The sequence below is a fragment of the Rhodococcus sp. IEGM 1408 genome (assembly GCF_033142235.1).
Taxonomy (GTDB): domain Bacteria; phylum Actinomycetota; class Actinomycetes; order Mycobacteriales; family Mycobacteriaceae; genus Dietzia.
The window spans coordinates 38,128-64,356 of record NZ_JAWLRW010000007.1; the positions used below are offsets into that span (position 1 = coordinate 38,128).

28 protein-coding genes are annotated in these 26,229 nt (G+C 71.1%); 17 read left to right on the top strand and 11 right to left on the bottom strand.

All coding sequences use genetic code 11. The features are described 5' to 3' along the window. Position 1: 1 nt before the first annotated feature. Entirely contained in the window at positions 2–994 is a 993-nt protein-coding gene (gene add / locus R4P08_RS12095) for an adenosine deaminase (protein WP_317814124.1), read from the bottom strand. Beyond that, positions 991–2,460 (bottom strand): alanine/glycine:cation symporter family protein, encoded by a 1,470-nt coding sequence (locus R4P08_RS12100; RefSeq protein ID WP_317814125.1) that lies wholly within the window; start codon positions 2,458–2,460, stop codon positions 991–993. The genes add and R4P08_RS12100 overlap by 4 nt, the downstream gene beginning before the upstream one ends. A gap of 55 nt (positions 2,461–2,515) precedes the next feature. On the opposite strand from R4P08_RS12100, the gene R4P08_RS12105 reads away from it, so the two are divergent. Then, entirely contained in the window at positions 2,516–3,406 is an 891-nt protein-coding gene (locus R4P08_RS12105; protein WP_317814126.1) for a patatin family protein, read from the top strand. Between the two features lie 93 nt (positions 3,407–3,499). Here the strand turns inward: R4P08_RS12105 and R4P08_RS12110 are convergent, their stop codons facing one another. Beyond that, positions 3,500–3,646, bottom strand: a complete 147-nt coding sequence (locus tag R4P08_RS12110; protein WP_317814127.1) for a hypothetical protein — start codon at positions 3,644–3,646, stop codon at positions 3,500–3,502. 313 nt (positions 3,647–3,959) lie between these two features. On the opposite strand from R4P08_RS12110, the gene R4P08_RS12115 reads away from it, so the two are divergent. Genes R4P08_RS12115 through R4P08_RS12125 form a run of 3 tightly spaced genes read left to right on the top strand, consistent with a single transcriptional unit; the run spans position 3,960 to position 7,338 of the window. Then, a complete protein-coding gene (locus R4P08_RS12115; RefSeq protein WP_317814128.1) occupies positions 3,960–5,654 on the top strand; it encodes a nitrite/sulfite reductase in 1,695 nt (564 codons plus the stop codon). Continuing rightward, entirely contained in the window at positions 5,651–6,433 is a 783-nt protein-coding gene (locus tag R4P08_RS12120) for a phosphoadenylyl-sulfate reductase (protein ID WP_317814129.1), read from the top strand. The genes R4P08_RS12115 and R4P08_RS12120 overlap by 4 nt, the downstream gene beginning before the upstream one ends. Then, on the top strand, positions 6,433–7,338 hold the full coding sequence (locus tag R4P08_RS12125) for an NAD(P)-dependent oxidoreductase (protein WP_317814132.1): 906 nt from the start codon (positions 6,433–6,435) through the stop codon (positions 7,336–7,338). The genes R4P08_RS12120 and R4P08_RS12125 overlap by 1 nt, the downstream gene beginning before the upstream one ends. 19 nt (positions 7,339–7,357) lie before the next feature. On the opposite strand, the gene R4P08_RS12130 is transcribed toward R4P08_RS12125, so the two are convergent. Next, the gene (locus tag R4P08_RS12130) at positions 7,358–8,176 is read right to left on the bottom strand and encodes a lysophospholipid acyltransferase family protein (protein WP_317814133.1); all 819 of its coding nucleotides are present in this window, start codon (positions 8,174–8,176) and stop codon (positions 7,358–7,360) included. Positions 8,177–8,234: 58 nt separating this feature from the next. Between R4P08_RS12130 and R4P08_RS12135 the strand changes: the two genes are divergently transcribed. Then, positions 8,235–8,966 carry a sirohydrochlorin chelatase gene (locus R4P08_RS12135; RefSeq protein WP_317814134.1) on the top strand — a complete coding sequence of 244 codons (732 nt, stop codon included), beginning with the start codon at positions 8,235–8,237 and terminating at the stop codon, positions 8,964–8,966. Between the two features lie 139 nt (positions 8,967–9,105). Next, positions 9,106–9,444 carry an Lsr2 family protein gene (locus tag R4P08_RS12140; protein WP_317814136.1) on the top strand — a complete coding sequence of 113 codons (339 nt, stop codon included), beginning with the start codon at positions 9,106–9,108 and terminating at the stop codon, positions 9,442–9,444. 168 nt (positions 9,445–9,612) lie between these two features. Here the strand turns inward: R4P08_RS12140 and R4P08_RS12145 are convergent, their stop codons facing one another. Continuing rightward, positions 9,613–10,302, bottom strand: coding sequence for an enoyl-CoA hydratase/isomerase family protein (locus R4P08_RS12145; protein ID WP_317814138.1), 690 nt, complete (start codon positions 10,300–10,302; stop codon positions 9,613–9,615). A gap of 181 nt (positions 10,303–10,483) precedes the next feature. Here R4P08_RS12145 and R4P08_RS12150 point away from each other — a divergent pair, with 181 nt between their 5' ends. The 8 genes from R4P08_RS12150 to R4P08_RS12185 all read left to right on the top strand — a co-directional run bounded on the left by R4P08_RS12150 (position 10,484) and on the right by R4P08_RS12185 (position 16,742). Beyond that, positions 10,484–11,221 (top strand): TetR-like C-terminal domain-containing protein, encoded by a 738-nt coding sequence (locus R4P08_RS12150; RefSeq protein ID WP_317814139.1) that lies wholly within the window; start codon positions 10,484–10,486, stop codon positions 11,219–11,221. Between the two features lie 4 nt (positions 11,222–11,225). After that, positions 11,226–12,092 carry an acyl-CoA thioesterase domain-containing protein gene (locus R4P08_RS12155; RefSeq protein ID WP_317814140.1) on the top strand — a complete coding sequence of 289 codons (867 nt, stop codon included), beginning with the start codon at positions 11,226–11,228 and terminating at the stop codon, positions 12,090–12,092. Beyond that, positions 12,089–12,910: a maleylpyruvate isomerase family mycothiol-dependent enzyme gene (locus R4P08_RS12160; RefSeq protein ID WP_317814141.1), complete on the top strand. Its 822-nt coding sequence runs from the start codon at positions 12,089–12,091 to the stop codon at positions 12,908–12,910. The genes R4P08_RS12155 and R4P08_RS12160 overlap by 4 nt, the downstream gene beginning before the upstream one ends. Beyond that, a complete protein-coding gene (locus tag R4P08_RS12165) occupies positions 12,907–13,335 on the top strand; it encodes a CrcB family protein (protein ID WP_317814142.1) in 429 nt (142 codons plus the stop codon). Before R4P08_RS12160 ends, R4P08_RS12165 begins: the two co-directional genes overlap by 4 nt. A gap of 5 nt (positions 13,336–13,340) precedes the next feature. Further along, the gene (crcB, locus tag R4P08_RS12170; RefSeq protein ID WP_317814334.1) at positions 13,341–13,748 is read left to right on the top strand and encodes a fluoride efflux transporter CrcB; all 408 of its coding nucleotides are present in this window, start codon (positions 13,341–13,343) and stop codon (positions 13,746–13,748) included. A 70-nt stretch (positions 13,749–13,818) separates the two neighbouring features. After that, complete coding sequence (gene thpR, locus R4P08_RS12175) at positions 13,819–14,454, top strand: RNA 2',3'-cyclic phosphodiesterase (protein ID WP_317814144.1); 636 nt, start codon at positions 13,819–13,821, stop codon at positions 14,452–14,454. 14 nt (positions 14,455–14,468) lie between these two features. After that, positions 14,469–15,095: a nucleosidase gene (locus R4P08_RS12180; protein ID WP_317814146.1), complete on the top strand. Its 627-nt coding sequence runs from the start codon at positions 14,469–14,471 to the stop codon at positions 15,093–15,095. Between the two features lie 93 nt (positions 15,096–15,188). Further along, positions 15,189–16,742 (top strand): HNH endonuclease signature motif containing protein, encoded by a 1,554-nt coding sequence (locus R4P08_RS12185; protein ID WP_317814147.1) that lies wholly within the window; start codon positions 15,189–15,191, stop codon positions 16,740–16,742. A gap of 24 nt (positions 16,743–16,766) precedes the next feature. Here R4P08_RS12185 and R4P08_RS12190 read toward each other — a convergent pair whose 3' ends face one another. Next, positions 16,767–17,252 carry a molybdenum cofactor biosynthesis protein MoaE gene (locus R4P08_RS12190; RefSeq protein WP_317814148.1) on the bottom strand — a complete coding sequence of 162 codons (486 nt, stop codon included), beginning with the start codon at positions 17,250–17,252 and terminating at the stop codon, positions 16,767–16,769. Between the two features lie 43 nt (positions 17,253–17,295). Next, positions 17,296–18,363, bottom strand: coding sequence for a bifunctional molybdenum cofactor biosynthesis protein MoaC/MoaB (moaCB, locus tag R4P08_RS12195; RefSeq protein ID WP_317814149.1), 1,068 nt, complete (start codon positions 18,361–18,363; stop codon positions 17,296–17,298). A gap of 102 nt (positions 18,364–18,465) precedes the next feature. Here moaCB and R4P08_RS12200 point away from each other — a divergent pair, with 102 nt between their 5' ends. From R4P08_RS12200 to R4P08_RS12210, 3 genes are read left to right on the top strand one after another with little or no spacing between them, the layout of a single operon-like run. After that, entirely contained in the window at positions 18,466–19,554 is a 1,089-nt protein-coding gene (locus R4P08_RS12200) for an NADH:flavin oxidoreductase/NADH oxidase (protein WP_317814150.1), read from the top strand. Further along, a complete protein-coding gene (locus tag R4P08_RS12205; RefSeq protein WP_317814151.1) occupies positions 19,554–20,291 on the top strand; it encodes a TenA family protein in 738 nt (245 codons plus the stop codon). The genes R4P08_RS12200 and R4P08_RS12205 overlap by 1 nt, the downstream gene beginning before the upstream one ends. Before the next feature lie 23 nt (positions 20,292–20,314). Next, positions 20,315–20,470 (top strand): DUF6131 family protein, encoded by a 156-nt coding sequence (locus R4P08_RS12210; protein WP_317814152.1) that lies wholly within the window; start codon positions 20,315–20,317, stop codon positions 20,468–20,470. A gap of 109 nt (positions 20,471–20,579) precedes the next feature. Here the strand turns inward: R4P08_RS12210 and R4P08_RS12215 are convergent, their stop codons facing one another. The 4 genes from R4P08_RS12215 to glp all read right to left on the bottom strand — a co-directional run bounded on the left by R4P08_RS12215 (position 20,580) and on the right by glp (position 26,191). Next, positions 20,580–22,331 (bottom strand): MDR family MFS transporter, encoded by a 1,752-nt coding sequence (locus R4P08_RS12215; RefSeq protein WP_317814153.1) that lies wholly within the window; start codon positions 22,329–22,331, stop codon positions 20,580–20,582. Further along, positions 22,328–23,017, bottom strand: a complete 690-nt coding sequence (locus R4P08_RS12220) for a TetR/AcrR family transcriptional regulator (RefSeq protein ID WP_317814154.1) — start codon at positions 23,015–23,017, stop codon at positions 22,328–22,330. The genes R4P08_RS12215 and R4P08_RS12220 overlap by 4 nt, the downstream gene beginning before the upstream one ends. Before the next feature lie 72 nt (positions 23,018–23,089). Continuing rightward, the gene (gene poxB / locus R4P08_RS12225; RefSeq protein ID WP_317814155.1) at positions 23,090–24,814 is read right to left on the bottom strand and encodes a ubiquinone-dependent pyruvate dehydrogenase; all 1,725 of its coding nucleotides are present in this window, start codon (positions 24,812–24,814) and stop codon (positions 23,090–23,092) included. A 111-nt stretch (positions 24,815–24,925) separates the two neighbouring features. Further along, on the bottom strand, positions 24,926–26,191 hold the full coding sequence (gene glp, locus R4P08_RS12230; RefSeq protein WP_317814156.1) for a gephyrin-like molybdotransferase Glp: 1,266 nt from the start codon (positions 26,189–26,191) through the stop codon (positions 24,926–24,928). Positions 26,192–26,229: the final 38 nt, after the last annotated feature.

Here is a 26,229-nt window from a genome sequence, read left to right on the forward strand (position 1 = left end):
CTCACCCGACCCAGTCGTCGATCCGGGCCAGGGCGTCGCGCTTGAGATCGGCGGGCGCGAAGGAGAACTCGATCGACGTCCGGGCGCAGTCGGCGAGCCGCGCCTCCGCGATCCCCATCCGCTCGTGGGCCAGCACGTACTCGTCCACCACGTCGACGCCGAAGAGCAGCGGGTCGTCGGCCCCGATCGAGCAGCGCACCCCGGCCGTCAGCAGCTCCGGGAGCGGGTGGTCGCGGAGTGAGGGTGCGACGTCCAGCACCACGTTCGAGCTGGGGCAGACGTCCAGGCAGACCCGGCTCTCAGCGAGCAACCGCAGCACCCGGGGGTCCTCGATCGCACGCACCCCGTGCTGGATGCGGGAGGCGCCCAGCTCGATCGCGGACCGCACCTCCTCCGGCCCGGCCAGCTCCCCGGAGTGGGGCACCACGCCGAGGCCTGCCGCGCGGGCGATTCCAAAGGCCTCGGCCGCGCAGGCCACAGGGTTGTCGCGTTCGTCGGCCACCAGGCCCACCGCCACCACCCCGTGATCGGCGAACCGCGCGGCCAACCTGGCGGCCGCGCGCGCGTGGTCGGGCCCGGCGCCGCGGTCGATGCTCACGATCGCTCCGGTCCACACCCCGTGGCGCTGGCCGGCCTCGGCGGCGGCCCGGAGGATGAACTCGAGCGCGTCCTCGGCCGAGTCGAAGGCGGCGGACTTCTCCGGGATCGACGCGAACTCCAGGGCCACGACGCCCTGCGCGGCGGCGTCGGCCACCACCTCGTCGAGCAGCCGCTCCACCCGCTCCGGGGTCCGCAGCAGCGAGATGAGCAGGCCGTAGGCGTCGAGGAAGCCGGTGAAGTCAGGGAACTCGACGAGCGGGGGCGCGTCCACGCCGTCCTCGGCGCACCACTGGCGCATGGTCTCCTCGCGCATCGCGGCCTCGAGGTGCACGTGGAGGTGCGCCTTGGGGAGCGCCGCGAAGCGGTGGTATGCCGACGAGTGGCTGTCCGTCACGCCTTGGACTCGACGTCGCGGGTCTCGTCGGCGACGTGCTGGTGCGTCATCGGGTCGGAACCGTCCCACGCGGAGACGTTCTTGGCCTGCGGGAGGTCGTCGCGGTGGAACACCGGGTTGTGACCCTTGGCCTTCTGCTGCAGGTAGTGCCGGAGCAGCGCCACGGCGAGGCCGCCGAGCGGGATGATCGCGATGAGGTTGATGGTGGCCATGACGCCCATGAACAGGTCGGCAAGACCCCACACCAGGTCGACCGAACCGAGCGCGCCGCCGACCACGGCGAGGAGCACGAGCCCGCGGAAGGCGTTGATCGAGCGCGGGCTGTCACGCAGGAAGTTGATGTTGGCCTCGCCGTAGTACGAGTTGCCGAGGATCGAGGAGAAGGCCAGGAAGAAGATCACGACGGTGAGGAAGGGCACGCCCCAGTCGCCGACCTGCGAGGCCAGGGAGTCCTGGGTGAGCGAGATGCCCTCGCGATCGCCGCCGAACTCGGGGTCCGCGAGCAGGATGATGAACGCGGTGGCCGAGCACACGACGAGCGTGTCGAAGTAGACGCCCAGCGCCTGGACCAGGCCCTGCTTGACCGGGTGGGAGACCGACGCGGTGGCGGCGGCGTTGGGTACCGAGCCCATGCCGGCCTCGTTGGAGAAGAGGCCCCGACGCATGCCCTGCATGATCGCGGCACCGATTGCGGCGCCCGCGATCTCGCGCAACCCGAGGGCGTGGCCGACGATGAGCGAGATCATCTCGGGGACCTCGGTGATGTTGATCGCCACGACGATCAGGGCGACGACGACGTAGGCGGCGGCCATGACCGGGACCAGGATCTCGGTGACCGCGGACAGGCGCCGGACGCCGCCGAAGATGACGGCGCCGGTGACGGCAGCCAGCACGAGGCCGATCACCAGGCTCGAGCCCATCCCCTCGAGGCCGAACTGGTTACGGACCGACTCGGAGATCGAATTGGCCTGCACGGCGTTGAAGACGAATCCGTAGGTCACGGTGATGATCACCGCGAAAGCCACCGCGAGCGGCTTCCAGCCCAGTCCGTCGCGGATGTAGTAGGCGGGGCCGCCGATGTAGGAGTCCTTGCCCTTGACCTTGTAGAGCTGTCCGAGGGTGGATTCGATGAAAGCGGTGGCGCCGCCGAGGATCGCGATGAGCCACATCCAGAACACCGCGCCCGGACCGCCGACCGTGATGGCGATGGCCACGCCGGCGATGTTGCCGGTTCCCACGCGCGACGCGGCGGAGATGGTGAATGCCCGGAAGGCGGAGATCCCCTTCTTGTCCGGCTCGATGTCGGAGGGTTTCTCCACGATCGTGCGCAGCATCTCCGGGAACATCCGGACCTGGACGATCAGGGTGGTGGCGGAGAAGTAGAGACCCGCGACGACCAGTAACGCGATTACCGCGTACCAGTAGACGTCATTGACGGAGGCGACGAACTCGGTGATGGCATTCACGGTGCGACCGTAGCGGATCACCGGGCCCGGAGCGGTGCGACCTACCCTGGTGATCGTGACCGAGTTCGAGCCCAACGCCCCCGACGTCGCCCTGCTCTTCGAGGGCGGCGGAATGCGCGCGGTACACACCGCCGGGGTGGTGGAGACCCTCATAGACGCCGGGATCCACACCGGGCTGGCCGCGGGGATCTCCGCGGGGGCCTCGCACCTGGCCAACTACGTCTCGCGGGACAGCGTCCGTGCGCGCAAGAGTTTTGTGGAGATGGCGGCCGATCCCAACTTCGGGGACTGGCGGAGCTTCGCGCGCGGCAAGGGGCTGTTCAACGCGGAGTACATCTATGAGCAGGCCGGCCTGCCCGACCAGGTGCTGCCGTACGACTTCGAGACGTACTCGAGTAGCGGGACGGCCGCGAGGATCGGGACCTTCCGGTGCTCGGACGGCGCCACGGTCTTCTGGACCGAGGAGGATTCCTCGACCATGGCCGAGCTCATGCGGATGGTCAGGTCGTCGTCGACGATGCCGGTCTGGATGCCGCCGGTGCTGATCGACGGCGAGTACTACGTGGACGGAGCCCTGGGCCACGACGGCGGGATCCCTTTGTCGACGGCGCGGGAGGCCGGATACGAGAGATTCCTGGTGGTGCTCACCCAGCCGAAGGGCTACCGCAAGATCCCTCCGCGGCGGCTCACGCCGTTCTACCGCTCGTACTTCCGCCGTTTCCCGGCGGTGGGGGAGGCGCTGCAGCACCGCTGGGCGCTCTACAACGAGACGCTCGACGAGATCGAGGCGCTGGAGGAATCGGGTGAGGCGATTGTCTTCCGCCCACATCGGGTGATGATCCGCAGCTACGAGCGCAGGGTGGACCGCCTGGCCGAGGCCTATGTCCTCGGGAGGGAACAGGCCCGGCGAGAGGTCGACACCTGGCTGGACTTCTGCGGGCTGTGAGGCCTGACGCGCAGGCCACGGATAGCTGCGTCGAGCCCGTCGCCTGCAGAGGCGACGGGCTCGACGGGAAGTCGGCTGTTGAGCCGTCGGGGATCAGGAACCGAAGAGCAGAGCGCCGCCCTGGAGGGTCCGAAGGATGTAGGCGGGTAGGCCAAGCAGGCCATCGATTGCGGCGGAGCCGACGTCGGGGGCAATTGCCTCCGAGCCAGTCGCGAGATTGCCCCAGAATTCGGAGAACATAGAGTGTCCTTTCGAGAAGGAGTCCCACGGGGGTGTGGGTCACATCACTCTCAACGGTAGGAACTGATCGGGCACGTCGCTACCGCGCCGCTGGCGCTCGGGCACGCGTTAAGGCGATTCCGAACTCCCGAGCAGGGCGGATCCCCATAAGTGAAGATCGGCCTATTCTCAGCGGTCGGCGCCGCATGAGGGGACCTGCACCACGCTGGAGGGTGGGCGCTCGAGGGTCGCCGGAAGGGCCCGCGCCGCTCTGCCCTCGGGTTAGGCACCCCTTGTTAGACAGATCGGTCTGTTCTCACCTATTGTCGCGGCCATGACCGATACTGCAGCCGCCCCCCGCCCCGCTCGTCCCGCGCGCGCGGCCAAGCCGCAGGGGCAGTGGAAGATCGACGGGAAGCTCACCCTCAACCACAACGAGGAGTTCAAGCTCACCGACGACGCACTCAACGTGCGTCAGCGCATCCTCGACACGTACTCCAAGGAGGGCTTCGCCTCCATCCCGCCCGACGACCTCTCGGGCCGGATGCGGTGGTGGGGCCTGTACACCCAGCGTAAGCAGGGCCTGGACGGCACCCGGACCTCCAAGCTCGAGGCCGAGGAGCTTCAGGACGAGTACTTCATGATGCGGGTCCGGACCGACGGCGGCGCCGTGTCCACCGACCAGCTGCGGGTGCTGGCCGACATCTCGACCGACTTCGCCCGCGGTACCGCGGACATCTCCGACCGGCAGAACATCCAGTACCACTGGATCGCCATCGAGGACGTGCCCGAGGTCTGGCGCCGCCTCGAGGCCTCGGGCATCGACACGGTCGAGGCCTGCGGCGACTGCCCCCGCGTGATCCTCGGCAGCCCGGTGGCCGGCGTGGCCGCGTCGGAGATCCTCGACCCGACCCCGGTGATCCAGGAGATCAAGGCCAAGTACATCGGGACCCCTGAGTTCTCCAACCTCCCCCGCAAGTTCAAGTCCGCCATCACGGGCCACCCGAGCCTCGACGTGGTCCACGAGATCAATGACATCTCGCTGGTGGGCGTCGAGCATCCCGAGCTCGGCCCGGGATACGACCTCTGGGTGGGTGGCGGCCTGTCCACCAACCCGCAGTTGGCCACCCGCATCGGGGTCTTTGTCCGCCAGGAGGAGGCCTCCGAGGTCTGGGCCGGCGTGGTGGGAATCTTCCGCGACTACGGCTACCGCCGGATGCGGACCCGCGCGCGGCTGAAGTTCCTCATCAAGGACTGGGGTGCCGAGAAGTTCCGCCAGGTCCTGCAGGACGAGTACCTGGGCCGGGAGCTCCCGGACGGTCCCGCGCCCGAGCGGGGCGTGGGCTCCGGCGACCATGTGGGGATCTTCGAGCAGAAGGACGGCCGCTTCTACGTGGGCGCGGCCCCCACCGTCGGTCGCGTGGGCGGACAGAAGCTCACCCAGGTCGCCGACCTGGCCGAGGCCGCCGGCTCGCGCCGGGTGCGGTTCACCCCGCACCAGAAGCTCCTCGTGCTGGACGTCGAGCCGGAGAAGGTCGAGGAGCTGGTCGAGGGGCTGGCCGCGATCGGGCTGCACGCCCGCCCGAGCTCGTTCCGCCGCTCCACCATGGCGTGCACCGGCATCGAGTTCTGCAAGCTCGCCTTTGTGGACACCAAGGACACCGCCACCGCGCTGATCGGCGAGCTCGAGCAGCGCTTCGCCGACGACGCCCCGCTGCGCACGCCGCTGTCCATCCACCTCAACGGCTGCCCCAACAGCTGCGCCCGGATCCAGACCGCCGACATCGGACTCAAGGGCCAGCTGCTCGACGGCGACACCCCCGGCTTCCAGGTCCACCTCGGTGGCGGCCTGGCCTCGGAGGACCAGGAGTCGGGCGGGCTCGGCCGCACGGTTCGCGGGCTGCGCGTGCCCTCGGCGGACCTCCCCGACTACGTGGAGCGCGTCATCCGCAAGTACACCCAGACCGGTGAGAACGGCGAGACCTTTGCCGAGTGGGCGCACCGGGTGGACGAGGAGGAGCTCGTATGACCGCAGTTGCCCTGGAACTGCTGCCCCGCAGCACGGTCCTCACCCCCGGCCCCGGTCGGAAGCGCACCACAGAAGAACTCAAGGCGATCGCCGACGACGCGGCCCGCCGCTTCGACGACCGCGGACTCTACGGTCATCACGGCGAGGTCGACCCCGCCGAGGTCCTGGCCTGGGCCGGGGAGACCTTCGGTGACTCGCTCGCGGTGGCCTGCTCCATGGCCAACACGGTGGTCCCGGAGATGACGGCCAAGTACGCGCCCGGCGTGGACGTGCTCTTCCTGGACACCAGCTACCACTTCGCCGAGACCATCGGCGTCCGCGACGCGCTCGCGGGCACGCCGGGACTGAACGTGGTGGACGTGCGCAGCCCGGCCAGTCGCGAGGAGCACGAGGCCGTACTGGGCCCGCGCCCCTTCGAGACCGATCCGGAGATGTGCTGCCGTCTGCGCAAGGTGGAGCCGCTCGACGCGGCCCTCTCCGGCTACGAGGCGTGGATCACCGGGCTGCGCCGGGTCGACACCGACCACCGTGCCGGCGCGGCGATCGTCGAGTGGGACGCCAAGCACTCGATGATCAAGATCAACCCGCTCGTGGCGTGGACCCTCGAACGCGTCCACGCGTACGCGGACCAGCACGGCTGCCTGGTGAACCCCTTGCTCGACGACGGCTTCCCGTCGATCGGCTGCGAGCCGTGCACCCGTCGGGTCGAGGCCGGGGCCGATCCCCGCTCGGGTCGCTGGGCCGGGTCCTCCAAGACCGAGTGCGGCATCCACCTCTGATGACCGCGCTCGCCAAGGTGGACGCCGCGACTGTCGCGGGGCAGGACCTGCCCGCACCCGCCCCGGCGCCCGCGTTGGACGGCCTCCCGCTGACCGTGGGACTGGCCGCCCGCGAGGTGCTGGTGGTGGGCGCCGGGCCCGTCTCGGTCCGTCGGGCGCAGACGTTCCTCGAGGCCGGGGCAAAGCTCCGTGTGGTGGCCCCTCGCGTCGACCAGGCGATGGCCGACCTCGCCGCGCGGGCGGGAGACCACCTCGTCGTCGTCGCCCGGAATTTCACCACCGCCGACCTCGACACCCCCTGGATGGTCCACGTCGCCACCGGCGACCCCGCGGTGGACGCGGAGGTGGCGGCGCTGTGCGAGCAGCGCCGGATCTGGTGCGTGACCGCGGGCGACGCCGCGCTCGGGTCGGCCCGGGTCCCCGCGCGCACCGCGGTCACGACCCCGGCCGGGCTCGTGCGCATCGCCGTGGACTCCGGCGACCCGCGCCGCTCCGTGCGCGTCGGCCGACACGTGGCGCGTTCCCTGGCCACCGCGCCCGCCGGTCTGCGCGCCCGACGCCGCCCGGACGCGGGCTGGGTCGCCCTGGTGGGCGGCCGGGGCGACGACGGTGACCTCCTCACCGTCCGCGCCCGGCGCCTGGTCCACGCCGCCGACGTGCTGGTGGTGGACGGGGTGGCCGATCCGGGGCTACTGGCGGAGCTCGACGACGACGTCGAGGTGGTCGAGGTCGGACCAGCCCTGCCCGCCGATCGGGTGGCCGCTCTGGTCGCCACCCGGTTCGCTGCCGGTCACGGGGTCGTGCGGATCGCCGCGGCGGCCGCCCTGGCCGCCGAGTCCCGCGACCTCGAGGGCGTGGGAGTGCGCTTCCAGGTGGTCCCCGGCGTGATCCGCGGCGGTGCCTGAGACCCGGTCCTGGACGACGTCAGGTCCAGGCGGCGGTGAGGGCGTCGTCGATGCCGTCGCGGACCGCGTGCTGCACCTCGGAGACGGCCGGCGCAGGCGCGTTCCCGCCCCATACGAGGGGCGGCGCCACCGCCAGCGCGGCGTGTCGCGGCGGCAGCGTGGCGTGCTCGCGCCCGTGGTAGGCGATCCCGACCGGGAGCACCGCGACCTCGCCCCCGGCCTCGCGCGCCCCGGCGACCATGAGGCCGACGCCCTTCTTGACCGACTCCAGACGCAGCGTGCGCAGGTCGTCCGCCGAGGAGTTCGTGCCCTCCACGAACGTCAACACCACGCCGCCGGAGACGAGCCGGTTCACGCACACCTCGATCAACCGGGCCGCCGCCGCCTCGTGGATCTCCGCCCCCGTGCCGACGTAGTTCTTGGCCCGGAACACCGGGACCGTGCCCGTGTACTCGAAGAGCGGACGGAGCCGGCTGCGGAAGAGCGGATCCTTGGCCAGGCCGGTGCCGCCGGAGAGGAACCGGACGCGCCCGTCGAACACGGCCGAGGCCAGCACCAGCGGGTCGTGCGCCGACGGGTGGTTGGCGGCCACGATCAGCCCCACCCCGGCGTCGTGGAGTCGATGTACCTCGGCCACCGTCTCGGGCGCGATCCGGAGGTCCGGGGCGTACAGCGCGCCGACGAACCGCAGCAGCGGGTGGGTGAACCCGTCGCGACGCCGGCCGGGACCGTAGTAGTCGTACACGGCCTCGTAGTTGCTCACGGTGACCTCGGGCCGCCCGCCGCCTCGGCGGCGCGGCACTCCGGCCCGCCCGCGGTGTCCGGCTCCGGCGTTCATCCCCGTAGTCTCGCCGAGCGGCCGCGGTGATGCATCCGGATTGCGGCATGCTCGGGGGATGACGACGACGAGCACTGCGGCCGTCGGGCCGGGCCCGGACCGACCCCGCCTCCTGTTGGTGGCGCACGGAACGCGCTCCTCGGCGGGCCGCCGGGAGCTGGGCCGGATCCTGCTGGAGACGCGCAAGAAACTTGACGGCGTGGTCTGCCGACTGGCCTGGGTGGATGTCCAGTCGCCCGGCCCGGACCGCATCCTGGCCGACGGCGCGCCGACCGTCGTGGTTCCCGCCTTCCTGGCCCGTGGCTATCACGTCACCGAGGACGTCGACGGGGCGTGCCGCCGCGCGCCCGGCCCGGTGGCGCTGACGCCGCACCTGGGCTCTGAACCGGAGGTGGTGCGCGCCCTGGTGCAGCGGCTCGCGGAGTCGGGGGCGGCGGGGGCCTTCGGTGCCGATGCGGTGGTCCTGGGCGCGGCGGGCAGCCGCGACGAGTCCTCGCTCGCCGAGACGCGGGCGCTGGCGGCCACCCTCTCCCGAGTGCTCGCGGTGCCCGTGACCGCCGCGTTCGCCTCCACGGCCACCCCGGCCGTCGCCGACGCCGTGGCCGGATTCCGGTCGTCCGGCCACCGGCGGATAGCGGTCGCGAGTCACCTGTTGGCACCGGGGTTCTTTGCCGATCGGCTCGCCGCGGCCGGTGCGGACGTGACTTCCCCGACGCTGGGCGCGCACCCGGAGATCATTGATCTTCTTGTCAGGTTGTATCGAGAATATTCATTTGAAACGGCGCGGTGATCGTCCGCGGTATTCCGAGGATAGGAACGCTGAGAACATTGTCGGCGTAGGTTATCGGAGAAAGAGGATTGCTCGCTAATTGGCTATTCTGGTGCATAATGTTGTGAACTAGTGAACGCGCCACAGTAGGGAGAAACACATGGCACAGCAGTTTCACGTGCGATACATCGACGACATCGACGGGACGGAACTGGGCGACGAAGCCCATTCCATCAGCTTTGCGTTCGAGGGCAAGGAATACTCGATCGACCTGAGTGAAGAGAATGCCGAGGCTTTCCGTCAGGCCATGGCACCTTACGTTGACGCTGGTCACAAAGTGACCGGTGGTAAGAGTAAGCCCGCACGTAAGGCCACCACCAAGGCTCCTTCGGGCGATACCAAGGCCATTCGTGAATGGGCCCGTGACAACGGCTACACGGTCTCTGATCGAGGCCGTATTCCGGCCGACGTGATGGACGCGTACGCCGCCGCCAACTGACGGTTGGGCCTCGGTCGCCAGAGGGCGTGAGTCCTCTCGGCCGGCTTCAGGCGATCCCCGCAACACTCTCCAGTTCAGAGAGTTGCGGGGATCGTTGTTTCTGGGGGTTTCTGAAGGCGCCTGCGGTGAGGCGTCCGGCGGGGTCGGGGTCGGCGGGGTCGGCGCGGCTCAGAGCCGCGTGATCGGTTCATCCAGGTGGGGCAGGACCCCGGCCATGAGTCCCGCGCGGATCCCGGCGTAGTTCGCTCCCCGCAGGGGGGCCAACTCCGCGGCCACGGCCATCGCCCGGTCGAGGACCGCGTCCGCCTCGGCGGCCTCGTGGGCGATCCCGTCCGCCACGGCGTCCGCCGCCGGGTAACGGCGCGAGGTCAGCATCGCCGTACTCGCCACGGAGTGGCTGAGCCGGGTGGTGAGGAGAGCGTTCATGCCCGCGGGGAACGGCATGCCGAGCTGCGCCTCCGGCAGGTTCCAGAAGCCACGGTCCGCGCGCATGACCCGGTGATCATGGGCGAGGGCGAGCATCGCGCCGGCGCCGAATGCGTGCCCGTTGACCGCGGCGACCGTCGGCACCTCCAGGCGCAGGACTCGGGCGAACAGCCGCTGGGCCCGCGAGACGTACGCGGGCAGGCCCTTCGGGTCGGCGGCGACCACGGTCAGGTCGAGCCCGTTGGAGTAGAACTTGCCGGCTCCGGTGGTGACGAGGGCGGCCGGTCCCGCAGACGCCTCGACCTCGCCCAGGGCGGCGTCGAGCGAGTCGAGGAACTCGGGCGAGAACGCGTTGTCGGGGGCGTCGGCCGGATCCTCCGGCTGGGAGAAGCGGAGGACGAAGACGGACTCGTGACGGCTCAGAGTGGGCATGCGCCTCAGCGTAGAGCCTTCAGAACAGTGTCGCGGCAGGTGGGACACCGTTGTCACGGCGTTCACCGCAGCCCGGGAAGCTGCGGGCCGTGGGTGTGATGTCGGTGGGATGACGGCGTCTCGGGCGGACACGCCACGGCGCTATGACGAGTTCGTCACGTTGTCGTCGTACCCTGCCCGGGTGACCCCATCCTCCGCGCGCGCCGACACCGGTGCCCCTACCCACGCCCTGTACGACGAAGACCTGCGGCAGGGGATCCTCGCCGAGGCCACGCGCAGACTCCAGGACGCGGCACCGGAGAAGTTGGGCCTGCGGCCGTTGGCCGCGTCGCAGGGTACGTCCACCACGGCCATCTACACGATGTTCGGCGGCAAGGCCGGACTGCTGTGGGCGGTCGCGCACGAGGCGGACCGACGCCTCGCCGGTGCCCTCCGGGACGCACTGCGTTATGACAGCGTCGAGGGCGACATGCGCTCCCTGTGTCGTGCCTATCGCCGGTGGGCGCTGGACAACCAGGGGCTCTACGGGCTGGTGGTGGGTGACCCGGCACGCTCGCCCGGCGCCGGGCACGCACGCACGGGCCGGACAGGCTCCGAACCGCTGTCCCGGGAACCGCTGTCTCGAGAACCACTGTCCCGAGAACCACAGTTTCGAGAGCCGCAGTGGCGGGAACCGCTGCTGGAGATAGTGGATGCGCTGGTGGACGAGGGGATCTTCAGGTCCGCGGATGTGCACGAGACGGCCACCGCGATCTGGGCGTCGCTGCACGGGGTGGTGTCGCTGGAGTTGAGCGTGTGGCGGGACTCCCCGAGCGCCGAGCAGTACTTCGAGACCCAACTCGCGGCCATCCTGCGGTCCTGGGCGGCTGGATCCGCCTCCGCCGGGTCCGCATCAACTTCGACCGGAACGGCGGGCTGACCTCATGAGCGAGCGATCCTTCTTCACCCTCGACTCCTCGGGTGCGTACATCCCCACCAGGTACGCCCGGAGCGCCTGGTCGGAGACCATGGTCAACGGTCCCGCGGTGGTGGTGGCGGCCGCCCGCGCGCTCGAGTCCGAGCACGGCGCGCAGGGGTTCCAGCCCGCCCGCCTCACCGTGGACCTCTTCGCGCCGGTCCGGACCGAGCCGCTGGTCGCGGTGACGGAGGAGATCCGCAGCGGCAACCGCATCAGGGTGGCCGACGTGAAGATGATGCAGGGCGGGGAGACCGTCGCCCGGGGCACGCTCGTCCAGCTGCGCCGGGGCGAGCAACCGCACGGGCAGGTGTGGCGCTCGGGCCGGCACGTCGAACCCCCGGCGGAGGCGGATTCCGAGCAGGCCCGTCCTGGGTCCAACGTGTTCTTCGGCAGTGGCGACGCCGACGAGTCGTGGAGCCGGGACATGGGCGCGCACCAGAACGACCAGCGCAAACGCTTCTGGCACCACCCGCTCGACGTGGTCGCCGGGGAGTCCGCCACCCCGTTCCAGCGGGCCGTGACCCTGGCCGAGTCCACCAGCCTGATGTCGCACTGGGGTGACGAGGGGATCGGCTTCATCAACGCCGACCTCACCGTGGCGTTGGCCCGCCTGCCCCGGTCCGGTGACATCGGGATCGAGGCCGACGAGCACCTCAGCGACGCAGGCGTGGCGGTGGGCAGCGCGTCCCTGTTCGACCGCGACGGCGTGTTCGGCACCGGCACCGTGGTGGCCGTGTCCAACGCGGGGCGGCAGATCGATTTCACCCGGCGCCGGGCGGGCACCGAGGACAGCGGATCCATCGGTTCGAACGAGGCGGCGACGCGCGTATGAGCGCCCGGCTGACTCGCGAGCGGATGCTCGACGCGATCGAGGCCCAGGTCGGCCTGGTGCGCTACGCGCTGGCCCCCGGTGGTGACCCCGGGGACGTCGCCCTGACCACCCGCGTGCCCTCGTGCCCCGAGTGGACTCTGCACGACTTGGTCGCGCACCTCGGTGCCGTCAACTGGTGGGGCGGGGCCACCGTCAGGGAGGGGAATCCGGACGAGCGCTCGCGTGGCCTGGGCGCGGCGATGAAGTCCGCCCCGCCCGCGACGGAGGGCGCCGGCGCGCTCGCCGACTGGTACGCGCCCCTGGCCTCCGGGATGCTCGAGACGTTCACCGAGACCGATCCCGACGCCCCCGCGTGGACCTTCGGCGGCCCGGGGCCCGCGGCGTTCTGGCTTCGGCGCCAGCTCCACGAGACCGCGCTGCACCGCTGGGACCTGGAGAACGCGCTGGGCGGGCCCGCGGCCACCACGCCGCTGCCGGAGGACGTGGCCGTGGACACGGTGGACGAGTTCTGCTCGGTGATGTTCCCGCACACCGCCGGCCGTCGGCCCCCGCTCCGGGTGACCATCCGGCTGCGCGCCCTCCCGCACGTCGCCGAGGGCCTGGCCACGGGCGCCGAGCCGGTGGGGGCGACCGCTACCGGCCCGGCGGAGTGGGTCCTGTCCGGCGGTGACGGCGCCCCGGAGGTCGAGGTGGCGGGAACCCCGGAGACCCTCGCTCTACTGCTGTGGGGCCGCGTCGGTGCCGACGAGGCGGGGCTGGAGATCTCCGGCGACCGCGCGGGCCTCGTCGCCGCCCTGGAGGGCGGGCTCTCGGCGTGAAGACGCCGCTCGCGCTGGTGGTGGTCGCGCTCGGCGGCGCCGCGGGAACCTACGCGCGTGTCGCGGTGTCCCTCGTCTTCCCGGACCCGGCGCTCGCCGCCACCCTCGCCGTCAACCTGGTGGGCGCGCTCGCACTCGGGTTCCTGTTGACCTGGCTCGCCGGCGGCGGGACCCAGCACGACGGGACCCGGATCGAGGGACGGCGACGACAACGCGCGCGACTGCTCCTGGGCACCGGCTTCTGCGGCGGGTTCACCACGTACTCCCTCATCGCGCTGCAGGCCGCCAGCCTCGTGCAGAGTGGCGATGCCCCCGTGGCCGTCCTCTACTGCGCCGCCACCGTGGCCCTCGGCGCGGTGGCCACGATGATCGGGATAGTGCTGGCGTCCCGGCGACGACCCGACCGGACACCGTCGGCCTCGTGACCGCCATGTCGTGGGGCGACGCCGCGCTGGCCGGGTGGATCGCGCTCGGAGGAGGCGCGGGCGCGGCGTTGCGTTACGCCGTGGACCTCGCGGTGTCCTCGCGCTGGCGGCGCGCGTTTCCTCTGGCGACGTTCCTCATCAACCTGTCGGGCTCGCTGGCCCTGGGGTTTCTCGTGGGGTGGTTCTATTCCAGCGATGCGGGACCGGGTTGGTCACTGCCGGTCTCGGTGATCGGCACCGGACTCCTCGGGGGGTACACGACGTTCTCTACGGCCAGCTTCGACACCCTCCGTCTGGCCAGGGACGGGCGGGTGGGCATGGCGTTGGCCTACGCGGTGGGCACGATGCTCGTCACGGTCGCCGCCGCGGTGGTGGGCTTGTGGCTCGGCGCGTGGTGGGCCACGGTGGGGTGAGAATGGCCGGGTCGGGAAGTCGGCGAGGCGTGTGGGGTCCGTGAGGAGGGGGTCGCAGATGGGGCACCGGATGTTCGTCGCTGTTCAGCCACCGGAGGAGGTCCGCGCTGAGCTGGAGCGGTTCCTCGAACCGCGTCCCGGCATGGCCTGGACCAGCCCGGAGCAATGGCACCTCACGCTGACCTTCTGTCCCTCTGTCGACGACTGGCGCCTCGACGAGCTGGTCGAACGGCTCGGCGCGGTCGCCCGCAAGCACGCGCCGTTCCGGCTGCGGCTGGCCGGGGCCGGGGCGTTCCCCTCGGTCGATCGGGCCAAGGTGCTGTGGGCGGGGGTCGAGCAGTCCCCACTCCCGCAGGCGGAGGGTTCGGAGGTTTCCCCGCCACTGGACGGGTACGACCGGCGACACCGCCCGCTCGACGCACTCGCCGCCGGAGCACGCTCGGCGGCCAACGCCGCCGGCTGCGTCCCGGACGGTGCCCGCTTCCGGCCCCACCTCACCCTCGCCAGGCTCGGGGGCCGCGACGACGCCACGGCATGGCTCCGCGTCCTGGACACCATTGCCAGCAGCTCCTGGACGGTCTCCGAGATCGCGCTGATCGACTCGTTCCTCGGGGAGGGGCCGAGTGGCCGGGCCCGGCACGAGGTGGTGGAGCGACTCCCCCTGGGGGAGCCGGACCTGCGCTGGTGGGCCCGACCCCCGCGATAGCTACGGTGTGTCCCGTGGAACTCCTCGGAACGGTCGATCCAGCTCACCCCCTCGTCGTCGTCGCCCTTGAACAAGAGGCCCGACACTTCGTCACCGATTTCCCTGTCCTGGTCACGGGCGTCGGCAAGGTGCGCGCGGCCTTGGCCGTCGCGCACGCGCTCGGTGGCGGGGTCCGGCCGCGTGAGCTCGTCAACGTGGGCACCGCCGGCGGGCTGCATCCGGGGATGGAGGGGACGCACGAGATCGCGGTCGTGTTCCAGCACGACTTCGACGACCCCGCGCTCCACGCGGTCACCGGCCGGCACGACGGCCCGCCGCTGGCGCTGTCCGCCACGCGCGCGGTGACCCCTGAGTTCGCCGCCGCGCCGTCCAGCCCCGGCGGGACGACGGCGCCCGTGCTCGCCAGCGGGGATCACTTCGTCGCCGGCGGCCCGGTGCGGTATCGCCTGGCAGGGATCGCCGATCTGGTGGACATGGAGGGGTACGCGGTCGCGGCGGCGGGGGCGATGCTGGGCGTGCCCACGCGGCTGGTCAAGCACGTCTCCGACTCGGCCGACGAATCCGCGGGCACCACGTGGGTCGAGGGCGTCGACGCGTGCGCCAGGGTCCTGGCCGAGTGGGTGGGCACCAGGCTGGGTTAGAAAATCGAACCCTTGTGCGGCCTTCGACGGGCGGGTATAATCGAATACAGGTTCGATATCTGACGTTTCGATGCCCGCTCAAGGGGAGGTGAGATGGTGACGACGACGAGTGCGCTGTTCGCCGTACCCGAGCCCCTCGGCATGGTGGACGTGAAGGCGGTCAGTGAGGCTGCCCGGTCCGCGACGCTGGCGCAGAACCGGGCCGGAGCTACACGGCTGGAAGCCGCCCACGTCCTGGTCGAGCAGCTGGCCCGACGCAACGAGGCGGAGGCCGGGACCGAGGGCGCTGACGAGAGTAATGCCGCTGCCGGTGCGTCGCGACGGCCGGCGTATGCGCGGTTGGATCCGCAGGCACAGGCCCGCGATCATCTGGTGTCGGCCTGCCAGCTCACGTGCTGGCACGCTGCGCGGTTGGTGACGGCGGGGGTTCAGATCCACCGCCGGCTGCCCCGTCTACGTTCGACGGTGGATCGCGGGCTGGTGCCCGAACAGTTGGCCATCGATATCGCGTGTCGGCTGGCAGATGTTCCCGACTCGATCGTGTCCGACGTAGAGGACGAGGTGGTGGCCCGTATCTCCGAGGACCTCGACGGAGGAGACAGGCCGAGCCGCGCCGCGGTGGACTCGCTGTTCGACGAGGCGCTGGAGCGCCACGATCCCACAGCGGCGGAGGACGCGGCTGCCGCCGCCCTCGAAGCTCGCACCGTCCGGTTCCGCCGCGCCCGCGACGGTATGGCCACGATGTGGGCGAAGCTGTCCGCCACCGATGCCGAATTCCTGCGTCGCCGGATCGACGCTGACGCCACCGCCGCCTCCCAGGACGGGCTGCCCGGGACCCTGGACCAACTCCGTGCGGACGCTCTGGCGGCGCTGGCGGTCTACGGCCCCGCGGGACAGACCGCAGGACACACCGCGGGACAACCGTCTGCCACCACCGGTGCGGAGGGCGCCGAAACGGATGACGACGCCATCGAGCTCGGGGACGTGGCGCTCGGGGCGGATCTGCCCCGCCCCACGCTGGGCAACGCCGCATCGGCCGGGCAGCGCATCCGCATCAACGTGATCGCCGCTGCGTCGCGCGGGTTGCCCAACCGCGTCGAGTTCGTCCACGGCACGTACAGCAGCTTCGAATGGCTCTGCCATGAGCTGCTGCAGGGCGACGACGCGAGCGTGCGGTTCGAGACCCTCGACCCCGCCCCCGGCTCCCTGGATTCCCCGGAGCACGCCCTCCGCTACGTGATCACCCCGGCGATGGCCGCGCGGATCAGACTCCGCGACGGCACGTGCCGTCACCCCGGGTGCTCGGTCGCCGCCTCGGACTGTGATGTGGATCATGTGATCGCGTTCAACAAGAGAGATCCCGAACTCGGCGGCCCGACCACGGAGTGGAACCTCGTCTGCCTGTGCCGCAAGCACCATCGCGAGAAGACGTTCGGCCACAACGCCTACCGGCCCGGCCCCCTCGGCGAACTGATCATCATCACCGACACCGGGCACCAACACCGCACCAGGCCTAAAGGACCTCTGGCACGGGCCCGCGACGACATCCGAGAACGGGAGTGGGACGCGTACGCGGACCGCTTCATCGCCGACGACGGACTACTCACCAATCCGCCGGGCGCGGACAGACGCCGACCCACCGCCTGACCCAGCGGCCGCCCGCCTGAGGCGTCAGCAGTCGCCGACGCCCACCCATTCCGAGACACCGTCGGTGAAGCGCTGCCGCTTCCAGATGGGCACCTCGTGCTTGAGGCGCTCGATGAGATCCGAGCACGCGGCAAAGGCCTCCGCCCGGTGCGGTGACACGGCCACCGCGACCACCGCGATCTCGCCCACGGGCAACACGCCCACCCGGTGCACGGCCCCCACGCGGGTGACACGCTGCGGGTCGGCGGGCGCGGCAGCGGTTCCATCGGCGCCGGCGGACCCGCTGTGCTCGGCCGCGACCTGATCGCAGAGGCGCCGCAGGATGTCGCCGGCGGCCGGGTGCGCGGAATACTCGATATCCAGTACGTCGGTGCGGCCGCCGTCGTGGTCGCGCACCACCCCGGAGAACGTGACCATTGCGCCGTCGGCGGTGCTCCAGACGGCCGCCTCGACCTCCCGGGGGTCGATCGCCTCTTGGGTGATGCTCGAGAGCGGCGTACTGGCGGTCATGGTCGGTTCCTCTCGCGGGTGGTCAGGGTCAGGGTGGTCGGGGTCAGTGCCCGCCGCCGTGGGCGTGGACGTCGAGCAGGTGCTCCAGGAGCTCGTCGAGCACCGCCAGTCCGTCGCGCACCCCGCCCGTCGACCCGGGGAGGTTCGCCACCAGGGTACGGCCGGCAAAACCCACCAGGCCGCGGCTCATGGCAGCGGTGGGGGTCGCGGCCAGCCCCCGGGCGCGCATCGCCTCGGCCACCCCGGCCAACTCGAGCGTGAGGTGCGGCGCGGTGGCCTCGGGCGTGCGGTCGTCGGGCGCGACGCCGGTGCCGCCCGTGGTCAGCAGGACGGCCGGGGAGCGGCGGACCTGTTCGGTAAGGGCTACCGCGACATCGGCGTCGGCCACCACATGCACCTCGACCGGCGAGAAACCGCGTTCGACCAGCCAGGACTCGATGGCGGGACCGGTGGTATCGGCGCGGTCGCCGCGGGCGGCGGCGGTGGAGGAGACGACGACGACGCCACTTCGGCCCGAATCGACTGCCGCGGGCCCGGAGTTCGGGAGTGCGTTCTCGTCGTCGTCGTCCGATCCCCGCGTCCAGTCGCCCCGCTTGCCGCCGGTCTTGGCGGCCAGGCGGACCCCGTCCATGGTGGCCAGCGGGTCGACGGCCTTGACCATGTCGTGCAGCGTCAGCCCCGCCACCGAGACGGCGGTGAGCGCCTCCATCTCGACCCCGGTCCGGCCGGTGGTCTTGGCGGTGGCCGACACGCGGATCTCGCCGACGGCCGCGTCCAGGTCAAAGTGCACCTTGACCGAGTTCAACGGGATCTGGTGGCACAGCGGGATGAGCTCGGAGGTCTTCTTGGCGGCGCCGATCCCCGCGATCCGCGCGGTCGCCAGGACGTCGGCCTTGCCCAACGCGTCGCCGGCGACCATGTCCACGACCTCGGGGCGGGTGCGGAAGACGCCCTCGGCGGTGGCGGTGCGGGTGGTGACGGCCTTGTCGCCCACGTCGACCATCCGGACCCGGCCCTCCGGGTCGAGATGAGTGAGCCCGGGGCGGGTGAGGCCGAGGTTGGTGGGCTGCGGCTCTGGCGTCGAGCCCTGTCCGGCCTGCGCGTCTGTCATGCCGCCCACGCTAGTCGGCCGGGCGCGGCCGGTCCGCTCGGCTGGTCCGCTCGGCTGGTCCGCGCGGCCGGGGTGCGCTCCGCTCAGGGTTTAATCGCAGGCATGGCGCTTCTCTTTGACCCGATCCGAATCCGCGACCTCGAGATCCGTAACCGCGTCTGGCTACCGCCGATGTGTCAGTACTCGTGCGAAGCCCGCGACGGGGTCCCGACGCCGTGGCATCTGGTCCACCTCGGGGCGCGGGCGCAGGGCGGGTTCGGGCTCCTGATCGCGGAGGCGTCGGCCGTGGTGCCGGAGGGCCGCATCAGCCCCGAGGATGCCGGGCTGTGGAACGACGCGCAGCGCGACGCGTGGGCCCCGATCGTGGACTTCGTCCACTCGCAGGGGGCGGCAATCGGTATCCAGCTGGCGCACGCCGGTCGTAAGGCGTCGAACTACCGGGCGTGGCCCGGTTACCCCTCCGGCTCGATTCCCGTCGAGGAGGGCGGGTGGAGCACGGTCGCTCCATCGGCGATCCCGTTCGGCGACATGGCCACGCCGGTGGCGCTGGACCCGGCCGGGATCGCCGCGGTGGTCGACGCCTTTGCAGCTGCTGCCCGACGCGCCGACCAGGCCGGATTCGACGTGGTCGAGATCCACGCGGCCCACGGCTACCTCATCCACGAGTTCCTCTCTCCGCTTTCCAACGAGCGGACGGACACCTACGGCGGCTCGCGGGAGAACCGCTCGCGCCTCCTGCTGGAGGTCTGTGACGCGGTGCGGCACGTCTGGCCCGAGGGCAAGCCGCTGTTCGTCCGGATCTCGGCGACGGACTGGGTGACCGGCGGCTGGACCCCGGAGGATTCCCGCTGGCTGGCGGGCCGCCTGGCGGAGCACGGCGTCGACCTGGTGGATGTCTCCTCGGCCGCCAACACTCCGGACAAGCCGCCGGTACCGCTCGAGCAGGGCTATCAGGTGCCGCTGGCCGAGGAGGTCCGGGCGTCCGGTGCGGTGCTGGTCGGCGCGGTGGGGCTGATCAGCGACCCGCAGTACGCCGAGCAGCTACTGGCCGACGAGCGCGCCGACGTCGTCTTCCTGGGCCGAGCCGCCCTGCGCGAGCCCGCCTGGCCTCAACGCGCGGCCGCCGAGCTCGGGCTGGACTGGCGAGACGCGCCGTACCCACCGCAGTACACCCGGGGGAAGTGGGCCTGATGACCCTGTTCGAGGCGCTCAGGGATCGCTGTCGCCCCGAGTGGGAGGCATACACCCGGCACGAGTTCGTGGAGCAGCTCGGGCAGGGTTCTCTGCCGCTGGCGGTGTTCCGCGACTACCTGATCCAGGACTTCCACTTCCTCGTCCAGTTCGCGCGCGCCAACGCGGTGGCGACCTTCAAGAGCCGCACCCTCGCGGACATCACCGCCGCCCACCGGGCGACCGGGGCGATCCTCGCCGAGACCGAGCTGCACCTGCGGCTGACCGAGCGTTGGGGCATCCCGCGCGCTGAGCTCGAGGCCGCCGCGGAGAAGCAGGCCACCGTCGCCTACTCCCGCTACGTGCTGGACTGCGGGATGGCCGGGGACCTGCTCGACCTCCACGTCGCCCTGGCGCCGTGCACGATCGGCTACGCCGAGATCGGGGCCCGGCTGCAGCCGCGGCTCACGGAGCACGGCGGGCCCGACGGGGAGGGCGACGAGCACCCGTATGCCGAGTGGATCAGCGAGTACTCGGGTGCGGAGTTCACCGCCGCGTCCCGCGCCTCGAGCGCCCAGTTGGACCAGCTGGCCGCGGGCGGACTGACCGAGCGAAGGCTCGACGAGCTCACGTCCGTGTTCTGTACGGCCACCCGCCTCGAGGCCGATTTCTGGCAGCAGGCACTCGACAGCGCGGGACCACCTTCATCGGTCGGGGCCCGCCCGGGCTCGATCGATGTACGCTCAGCTCATCCTTAGTCGGCTAGTGAAAGGACGAGAAGATGATCATCCTCGGTGCAATTCTGTTGATCCTCGGATTCCTCTTGGACATCCCCATCCTCTGGACGGTCGGTATCGTGCTCGTGGCGATCGGCGTCATCCTCTTCCTGCTCGGCGCAGCAGGCCGCACGATCGGCGGGCGCAAACACTGGTTCTGACCACCGGGCCCGGGTCCCCTCCAGGGTTCGGGCCGTCGACCAGAGCGTCCGGCGCACGTTCCGCGAGTAGCGGGTGCGCCGGACGCTCTTTTCGTTGGTCGACGGTCGGTCAGATTCGGCCGGGGGCGGGTCCGCCGGAGGCGAGGGTGACCTCGTCGTCGTCGCCGGGTTGATTGCCACCGGGTCGCTCACCACCGTGCGGGTCGCCGCCCGCCGGGTCGGTGCCGGCTCCGGGTGCAACCGGCACGGCCTTGCCGTCGTCCCACACGGCCTCGCCGCGGGCGACCATGCCGGCCTCGTCGCTGAGTTTGACCTGGGGCAGGAAGAACGAGAAGAGCAGGGCGAGTCCGAGCACCGGCACGATGTACCAGAGCGCGGGGGCCAGGGCGCTGGCGTAGGAGTCGACGATGCCCTGGTGCAACGGCTCGGGCAGGTTGGCCACGAAGGCCGGCGTGACCGCGCTCGGGTTGAGCCCGGAGGCGATCGCCTGCTCGGGATTGGCGGCGACGGTGTCGGTGAGGTTGGTGATGAGCCGGTCGGTGAACAGCGAGCCGAACCACGCCGTGCCGATAGCGGCGCCGATCTCGCGGAAGTAGTTGTTCGAGCTCGTGGCCACGCCGACCTCGCGCGGATCCACCGCGTTCTGCACCGCCAACACGATGACCTGCATGACCAGGCCCAGCCCGGCGCCGAAGAACAGCAGCATGCCCATGATCTGCCAGACCGGGGTGGAGCCGGTCATCTGGGTCATCACCATGACGGTGAGCACGGTGAGGCCCAGGCCGACGATCGGGTAGATGCGGTAGCGCCCGGTCTTGGCGATCGCCAGACCCGAGCCGATCGAGGTGGCCATGAGTCCCACCATCATCGGGATCATGAGCAGGCCGGATCCGGCGGCGGAGGTGCCGGTGGCCATCTGCAGGAAGGTGGGGATGAAGCCGATCGCCGCGAACATGGCGACGCCCAGCGCGAAGGCGATGAGGGTGGCGATGACGAAGACGCGGCCGGTGAACAGGTGCAGGGGCAGGATCGGCTCGGCCGCGCGGCGCTCGACCAGGATGAGCGCGATGATGCTGGCGACCGTGCCGACGATCATGGCGATCATGCCGGGGGAGTCCCAGGCCAGCTGGTCGCCGCCGAGGTCGGTGACCAGGACCAGGCCCGAGGTGCCCAGGACCATGAACAGGATGCCGGCCCAGTCCACCTTGGCGGTGCTCTTGCGGGTCGGCAGGGTCATGTACTTCCACGCCACGAAGAACGCGATGACGCCGACGGGCACGTTGATCCAGAAACACCAGCGCCAGTGTGCGGAGTCGGTGAAGAAGCCGCCGAGCAGCGGGCCGGCGACTGCGGAGATGCCGAACACCGCACCCATCGGGCCCATGTACTTGCCGCGCTCGGAGGCGGGCACGATGTCGGCGATGATCGCCTGCGACAGGATCATCAGGCCGCCGCCGCCCAGGCCCTGCACACCGCGCCACGCGACTAGCTCCCAGAAGCCGGCCTCGGTGGCGGGGTCGGTGAAGAGGCCGGCTGACCCCGAGCCGACCGAACCGATCGTGAAGATCGCGATGGCCAGCAGGAAGAGGTTGCGGCGGCCCACGAGGTCGCCGAACTTCCCGTACAGCGGCATGGTCACGGCCACGGCGAGGATGTAGATGGTGATGATCCAGGCCTGCGACTCGACGCCGTTGAGCTCGCCGACGATCGTGGGCAGCGCCGGTCCCAGGATCGACTGGTCGAGGGAGGCGAGGAACATCCCCGCCATGAGGGCTCCGAAGATGATCCAGACCGTGCGCGGAGTGAGCGTGATCGGATCGCTCTCGGCAGACGCCGGTGGCGTCGTCGAGGTTGTGGTCATGAGGTCGTGCCTTTCGTGAACGGGGAGCGGGGAGCCAGTGCGGACTCGAGGAGGTCGAAGTAGTGGGCCACGCGGTCGGCGATGGGTGCCTGGGACCGGCCGTCGCGGGCGTCGAGCATGGCGGTCTGGGTGAGCCCCAGCGCGACGCTGAGCCCCACCCGCGCGAGCTCCTGGTCGCGGACGGTCGCGTACCGCGAGGCGATGGCGGCCTCGAACTCGGCGCCGATCGTGTTCATGGAGGCGTGCAGGGCGCCGAACAGGGACGGGTCGCGCTCGAGCGCCGAGCGCATCAACTCGTCGTCGGAGGCGGTGCCGGGGTCGGCCTCCCCGAGGAACCGCAGCATGACGTCGCGGATCTGCAGGACGGGATTGGCGGATAGTTCGCCGTCATCGGCGAACAAGCTGCTGAGCAGGCACCGGAACCGGTCCGTGCTCAGGTGGACGACCGCGTCGTCCTTGGAATCGAAGTAGTTGAAGAACGTGCGCGGGGAGACCTCCGCGCGGGCGGCGATGGCCTCCACCGTGGTGGTCTGCATGCCGTCCTCGGCGACCAGCTGGAGCGCGGCGCGGGCCAGCGAGGCCCGGGTGCGGGCCTTCTTTGCCTCGCGCAGCCCGGCGGGGGCATGGTCGGCGCCGGGCAGGTCGGCGCCGGACCGGTCAACGCCGGTGGGGTCGTGAGTGGTCACCGGACGATGATGCGCGGTTATTGCATCATGTGCAAGTTTGCAGATCGTGCACGGTTGTTGAGGCGGGCCCGCTCAGAACAACTGCCGCAGATTCGCCCTGGCCAGGTCCACGAGCTCGTCCCCGCGCCCGGAGAGGACCGTCCGCAGGGAGTAGAGGGTGAACCCCTTGGCCTGCGCGGCACTGATGGTGGGCGGGATGGTCAGCTCCTGCCGCTCGACCACCACGTCGAGCAGCGCCGGCCCGTCGTGGGCGAGGAACTGCTCGACGGCCCGGGGCAGGTCAGCGGACTCCTCGACCCGGAAACCCCGGATGCCGACGGCGTCGGCGACCCGGGAGAAGTCGGGGTTGGTGAGATCGGTGCCGAAGTTGACGAACCCGTCCGACTTCATCTCTACCTCGACGAAGTTGTACGAGGAGTTGTTGAACACCACGATTTTCAGGGGCAGCTCGTGCTGCACCACCGTGAGCAGTTCGCCCATCAGCATGGCGAGCCCGCCGTCTCCGGCCAGCGCGATCACCTGCCTGTCGGGCGCGGCCATCTGGACGCCGATCCCCTGGGAGAGGGCGTTGGCCATGGACCCGTGGGTGAACGAGCCGACGATCCGCCGGCGGCCGTTCATGGTCAGGTACCGGGCCGCCCAGATCACCGGGCTCCCGACGTCGGGCAGGAACACCGCGTCACCGCTCGCGGCGTCGTCGATCAACCGCGTGAGGTACTGCGGGTGAATGGTCCGCTTGGAGGGGGTGGCCAGGTCGTCGAGCCGCCGCCTGGTGGAGGCGTAGTGCTTGACGGCGTCGTCGAGGTGCGACCGGTTCTGGTGGGTACGCAGCATCGGTGCGAGCGCCCGGACGGTCTCGGCGACCCCGCCGACGAGCGGCACGTCCACGCGGGTGCGGCGGCCGATGTTCTCGCCCCGGATGTCAACCTGCACCACCGTGGCGTCCGGGTAGAACTGCTGGTAGGGCAGGTCCGAACCCAGTACGAGCAGGGTCTCGGCGGACATCATGGCGCGGTAACCGGAGGCGAATCCGAGCAACCCTGTCATGCCCACGTCGTACGGGTTGTCGAACTCCACCCACTCCTTGCCGCGCATCGAGTGGACGATCGGCGCCTTGAGCAGCTCGGCGATCTGCAGCAGCTCGGCGTGGGCGCCCGCACACCCGGCACCGGCCAGGATGGTCACGTCGTCGCATCCGTCGAGCACGTCGACGGCGCGACGGAGATCCTCCTCGGACGGGACCACCTGGCTGGAGGTTGGTCTGATCGCGGTCACCTCGGCGGTGACGTCGTCGAGCGCCACGTCCCCGGGGAGCACGAGAACGGCCACGCCGCGCTTCTCGATGGCCGCGCGCATCGCGATGTGCAGCATCCGCCGCATCTGCGCGGCCGAGGAGACGTGTTCGACGTAGACGCTGCACTCGCGGAACAGGTCCTGCGGATGCGTCTCCTGGAAGTAGCCGGATCCGATCTCTTCGGTGGGGATGTGGGCGGCCAGCGCCAGCACCGGGACCCTGGAACGCTGGGCGTCGAACAATCCGTTGATGAGGTGCAGGTTTCCGGGCCCGCAGGAGCCGGCGCACACTGCGAGCTCGCCGGTCAGAGCGGCCTCGGCCGAGGCGGCGAAGGCGGCGGCCTCCTCGTGCCGGGTGACCACCCAGTCCACGTCCCCGGCCTGCCGGATGGCGTCGGTGACGCCGTTGAGCGAATCCCCCGGCACGCCGTACACGCGCCGGACGCCGGACTCCCGGAGGGTGTCGAGGATGTGTCGTGCGACCGTGCTGGTCCGTGCGGTCATGATGCCTCCGCGTCTTCAGGCGATCTCGTCGCCGCCGGACCGGGCCGATCCGCGGCCACCACGAGCGTATGTGCGCCAGTCCCCGAGGGATACCGGTCGCCGGGACCGGCCCTACAGCGGCAGGACATCGACCTCGGTGCCGGCGGGCAGGTCGGTCACGTCCGCCGGGATCTCGACCAGCACATCGGCCCGGGCCATCGAGGCCACTAGGTGCGAACCCGGCCCGGAGACCGGCTCCGCGGCGAGCGAGCCGGTCTCATCCCGCATCAGCGCCGCCCGGAGGTACTGCGTCCGGCCGCCGGGGGAGGCGACGGCCCGCGAGAGCCGGGCGCGGCGGGTCCCGAGCGGGGCGCGGCCCACCGCCTCGAGGATCACCGGACGCACCAGCACGACAAAGGACACGAGTGCGCTCACCGGGTTGCCCGGCAGACACACCACGGGCGTGCCCCGCCACGTCGAGATCCCCTGCGGGCCGCCGGGTTGCATGGCGATCGGGGCGAAGCGGGCACCATCCCGATCCTCGAGGACCTGGCGCACCACCTCGGCATCGCCCATCGACACGGCCCCGACGGTCACCACGAGGTCGGTGCCTCTGGTGGCGGCGTCGAGCGCGGCGGTGAAGTCGTCACGGGCGTCGCTGCTGACCACGGTGGTGGTGACCTCGCACCCGCAGGCCTTGAGCGCGGCGGCGAGGGTGATTGAGTTGGATTCCCAGATCTGGCCGGGCTTCAGGGGTCGACCGGGGGCGACGAGTTCAGAACCCGTGGCCACCACGCCGACCCGCGGGCGAGGCCGGACGTCGAGGCCGGACATCCCGAGGGAGGCGGCGGCGGCCAGATGCCGCGCCTCGAGCCGGACCCCGGCGGGCAGCACCACGTCGCCGGCGCGGACGTCGTCGCCGGGGCGGCGGATGAACTCGCCGGCCCCGCGCGGCGCGTAGACCAGCACGGATGTCGTCCCGCCGGCTGAGTCGTCCGCCACCTCGACGGTGGTGTCCTCCACGGGGACCACACAATCCGCGCCCTCGGGAACCGGCGCACCGGTCATCACCTTGCGGGCCTCGTCGTCGTCGATCCCCGGTCCCGGACCGTGGCCGGCGTGGGTCGTCCCCACCACGCGCAGCCGCGCCGGCACGTCCGGACGGGCCCCGGCGACGTCGGCCGCCCGCACCGCATACCCGTCCATCTGGGAGTTGACGAACAGCGGCAGGTCCACCGACGCGCGTAGATCCGCCGCGAGCACCGACTCCGCGCACGCCGCGATCGGCAGGTGGGTGCTCCGCGTCGCCCGCTCCAGCATCGGCGCCACGTGCGCGCGGAGGAGCTCTCGGTACTCGGTGGGCGACGGGCGGGTCGACCGGTCGGGATGGGAAGCCATGACCCCACGGTAACTCGCGGTAGCGTGCCTACCGGCGC

Excerpts from the sequence above, each read along its gene's own strand:
- R4P08_RS12215 (WP_317814153.1), bottom strand. The coding sequence starts at position 22,331 with ATGACCACAACCTCGACGACGCCACCGGCGTCTGCCGAGAGCGATCCG.
- R4P08_RS12200 (WP_317814150.1), top strand. The coding sequence starts at position 18,466 with ATGGCGCTTCTCTTTGACCCGATCCGAATCCGCGACCTCGAGATCCGT.
- R4P08_RS12160 (WP_317814141.1), top strand. The coding sequence starts at position 12,089 with ATGAGCGCCCGGCTGACTCGCGAGCGGATGCTCGACGCGATCGAGGCC.
- R4P08_RS12145 (WP_317814138.1), bottom strand. The coding sequence starts at position 10,302 with ATGCCCACTCTGAGCCGTCACGAGTCCGTCTTCGTCCTCCGCTTCTCC.
- R4P08_RS12120 (WP_317814129.1), top strand. The coding sequence starts at position 5,651 with ATGACCGCAGTTGCCCTGGAACTGCTGCCCCGCAGCACGGTCCTCACC.
- R4P08_RS12155 (WP_317814140.1), top strand. The coding sequence starts at position 11,226 with ATGAGCGAGCGATCCTTCTTCACCCTCGACTCCTCGGGTGCGTACATC.
- poxB (WP_317814155.1), bottom strand. The coding sequence starts at position 24,814 with ATGACCGCACGGACCAGCACGGTCGCACGACACATCCTCGACACCCTC.
- R4P08_RS12185 (WP_317814147.1), top strand. The coding sequence starts at position 15,189 with ATGGTGACGACGACGAGTGCGCTGTTCGCCGTACCCGAGCCCCTCGGC.
- moaCB (WP_317814149.1), bottom strand. The coding sequence starts at position 18,363 with ATGACAGACGCGCAGGCCGGACAGGGCTCGACGCCAGAGCCGCAGCCC.
- R4P08_RS12135 (WP_317814134.1), top strand. The coding sequence starts at position 8,235 with ATGACGACGACGAGCACTGCGGCCGTCGGGCCGGGCCCGGACCGACCC.
- R4P08_RS12140 (WP_317814136.1), top strand. The coding sequence starts at position 9,106 with ATGGCACAGCAGTTTCACGTGCGATACATCGACGACATCGACGGGACG.
- R4P08_RS12125 (WP_317814132.1), top strand. The coding sequence starts at position 6,433 with ATGACCGCGCTCGCCAAGGTGGACGCCGCGACTGTCGCGGGGCAGGAC.
- R4P08_RS12190 (WP_317814148.1), bottom strand. The coding sequence starts at position 17,252 with ATGACCGCCAGTACGCCGCTCTCGAGCATCACCCAAGAGGCGATCGAC.
- R4P08_RS12110 (WP_317814127.1), bottom strand. The coding sequence starts at position 3,646 with ATGTTCTCCGAATTCTGGGGCAATCTCGCGACTGGCTCGGAGGCAATT.
- R4P08_RS12115 (WP_317814128.1), top strand. The coding sequence starts at position 3,960 with ATGACCGATACTGCAGCCGCCCCCCGCCCCGCTCGTCCCGCGCGCGCG.
- R4P08_RS12210 (WP_317814152.1), top strand. The coding sequence starts at position 20,315 with ATGATCATCCTCGGTGCAATTCTGTTGATCCTCGGATTCCTCTTGGAC.
- thpR (WP_317814144.1), top strand. The coding sequence starts at position 13,819 with ATGTTCGTCGCTGTTCAGCCACCGGAGGAGGTCCGCGCTGAGCTGGAG.
- glp (WP_317814156.1), bottom strand. The coding sequence starts at position 26,191 with ATGGCTTCCCATCCCGACCGGTCGACCCGCCCGTCGCCCACCGAGTAC.
- R4P08_RS12205 (WP_317814151.1), top strand. The coding sequence starts at position 19,554 with ATGACCCTGTTCGAGGCGCTCAGGGATCGCTGTCGCCCCGAGTGGGAG.
- R4P08_RS12130 (WP_317814133.1), bottom strand. The coding sequence starts at position 8,176 with ATGAACGCCGGAGCCGGACACCGCGGGCGGGCCGGAGTGCCGCGCCGC.
- crcB (WP_317814334.1), top strand. The coding sequence starts at position 13,341 with ATGTCGTGGGGCGACGCCGCGCTGGCCGGGTGGATCGCGCTCGGAGGA.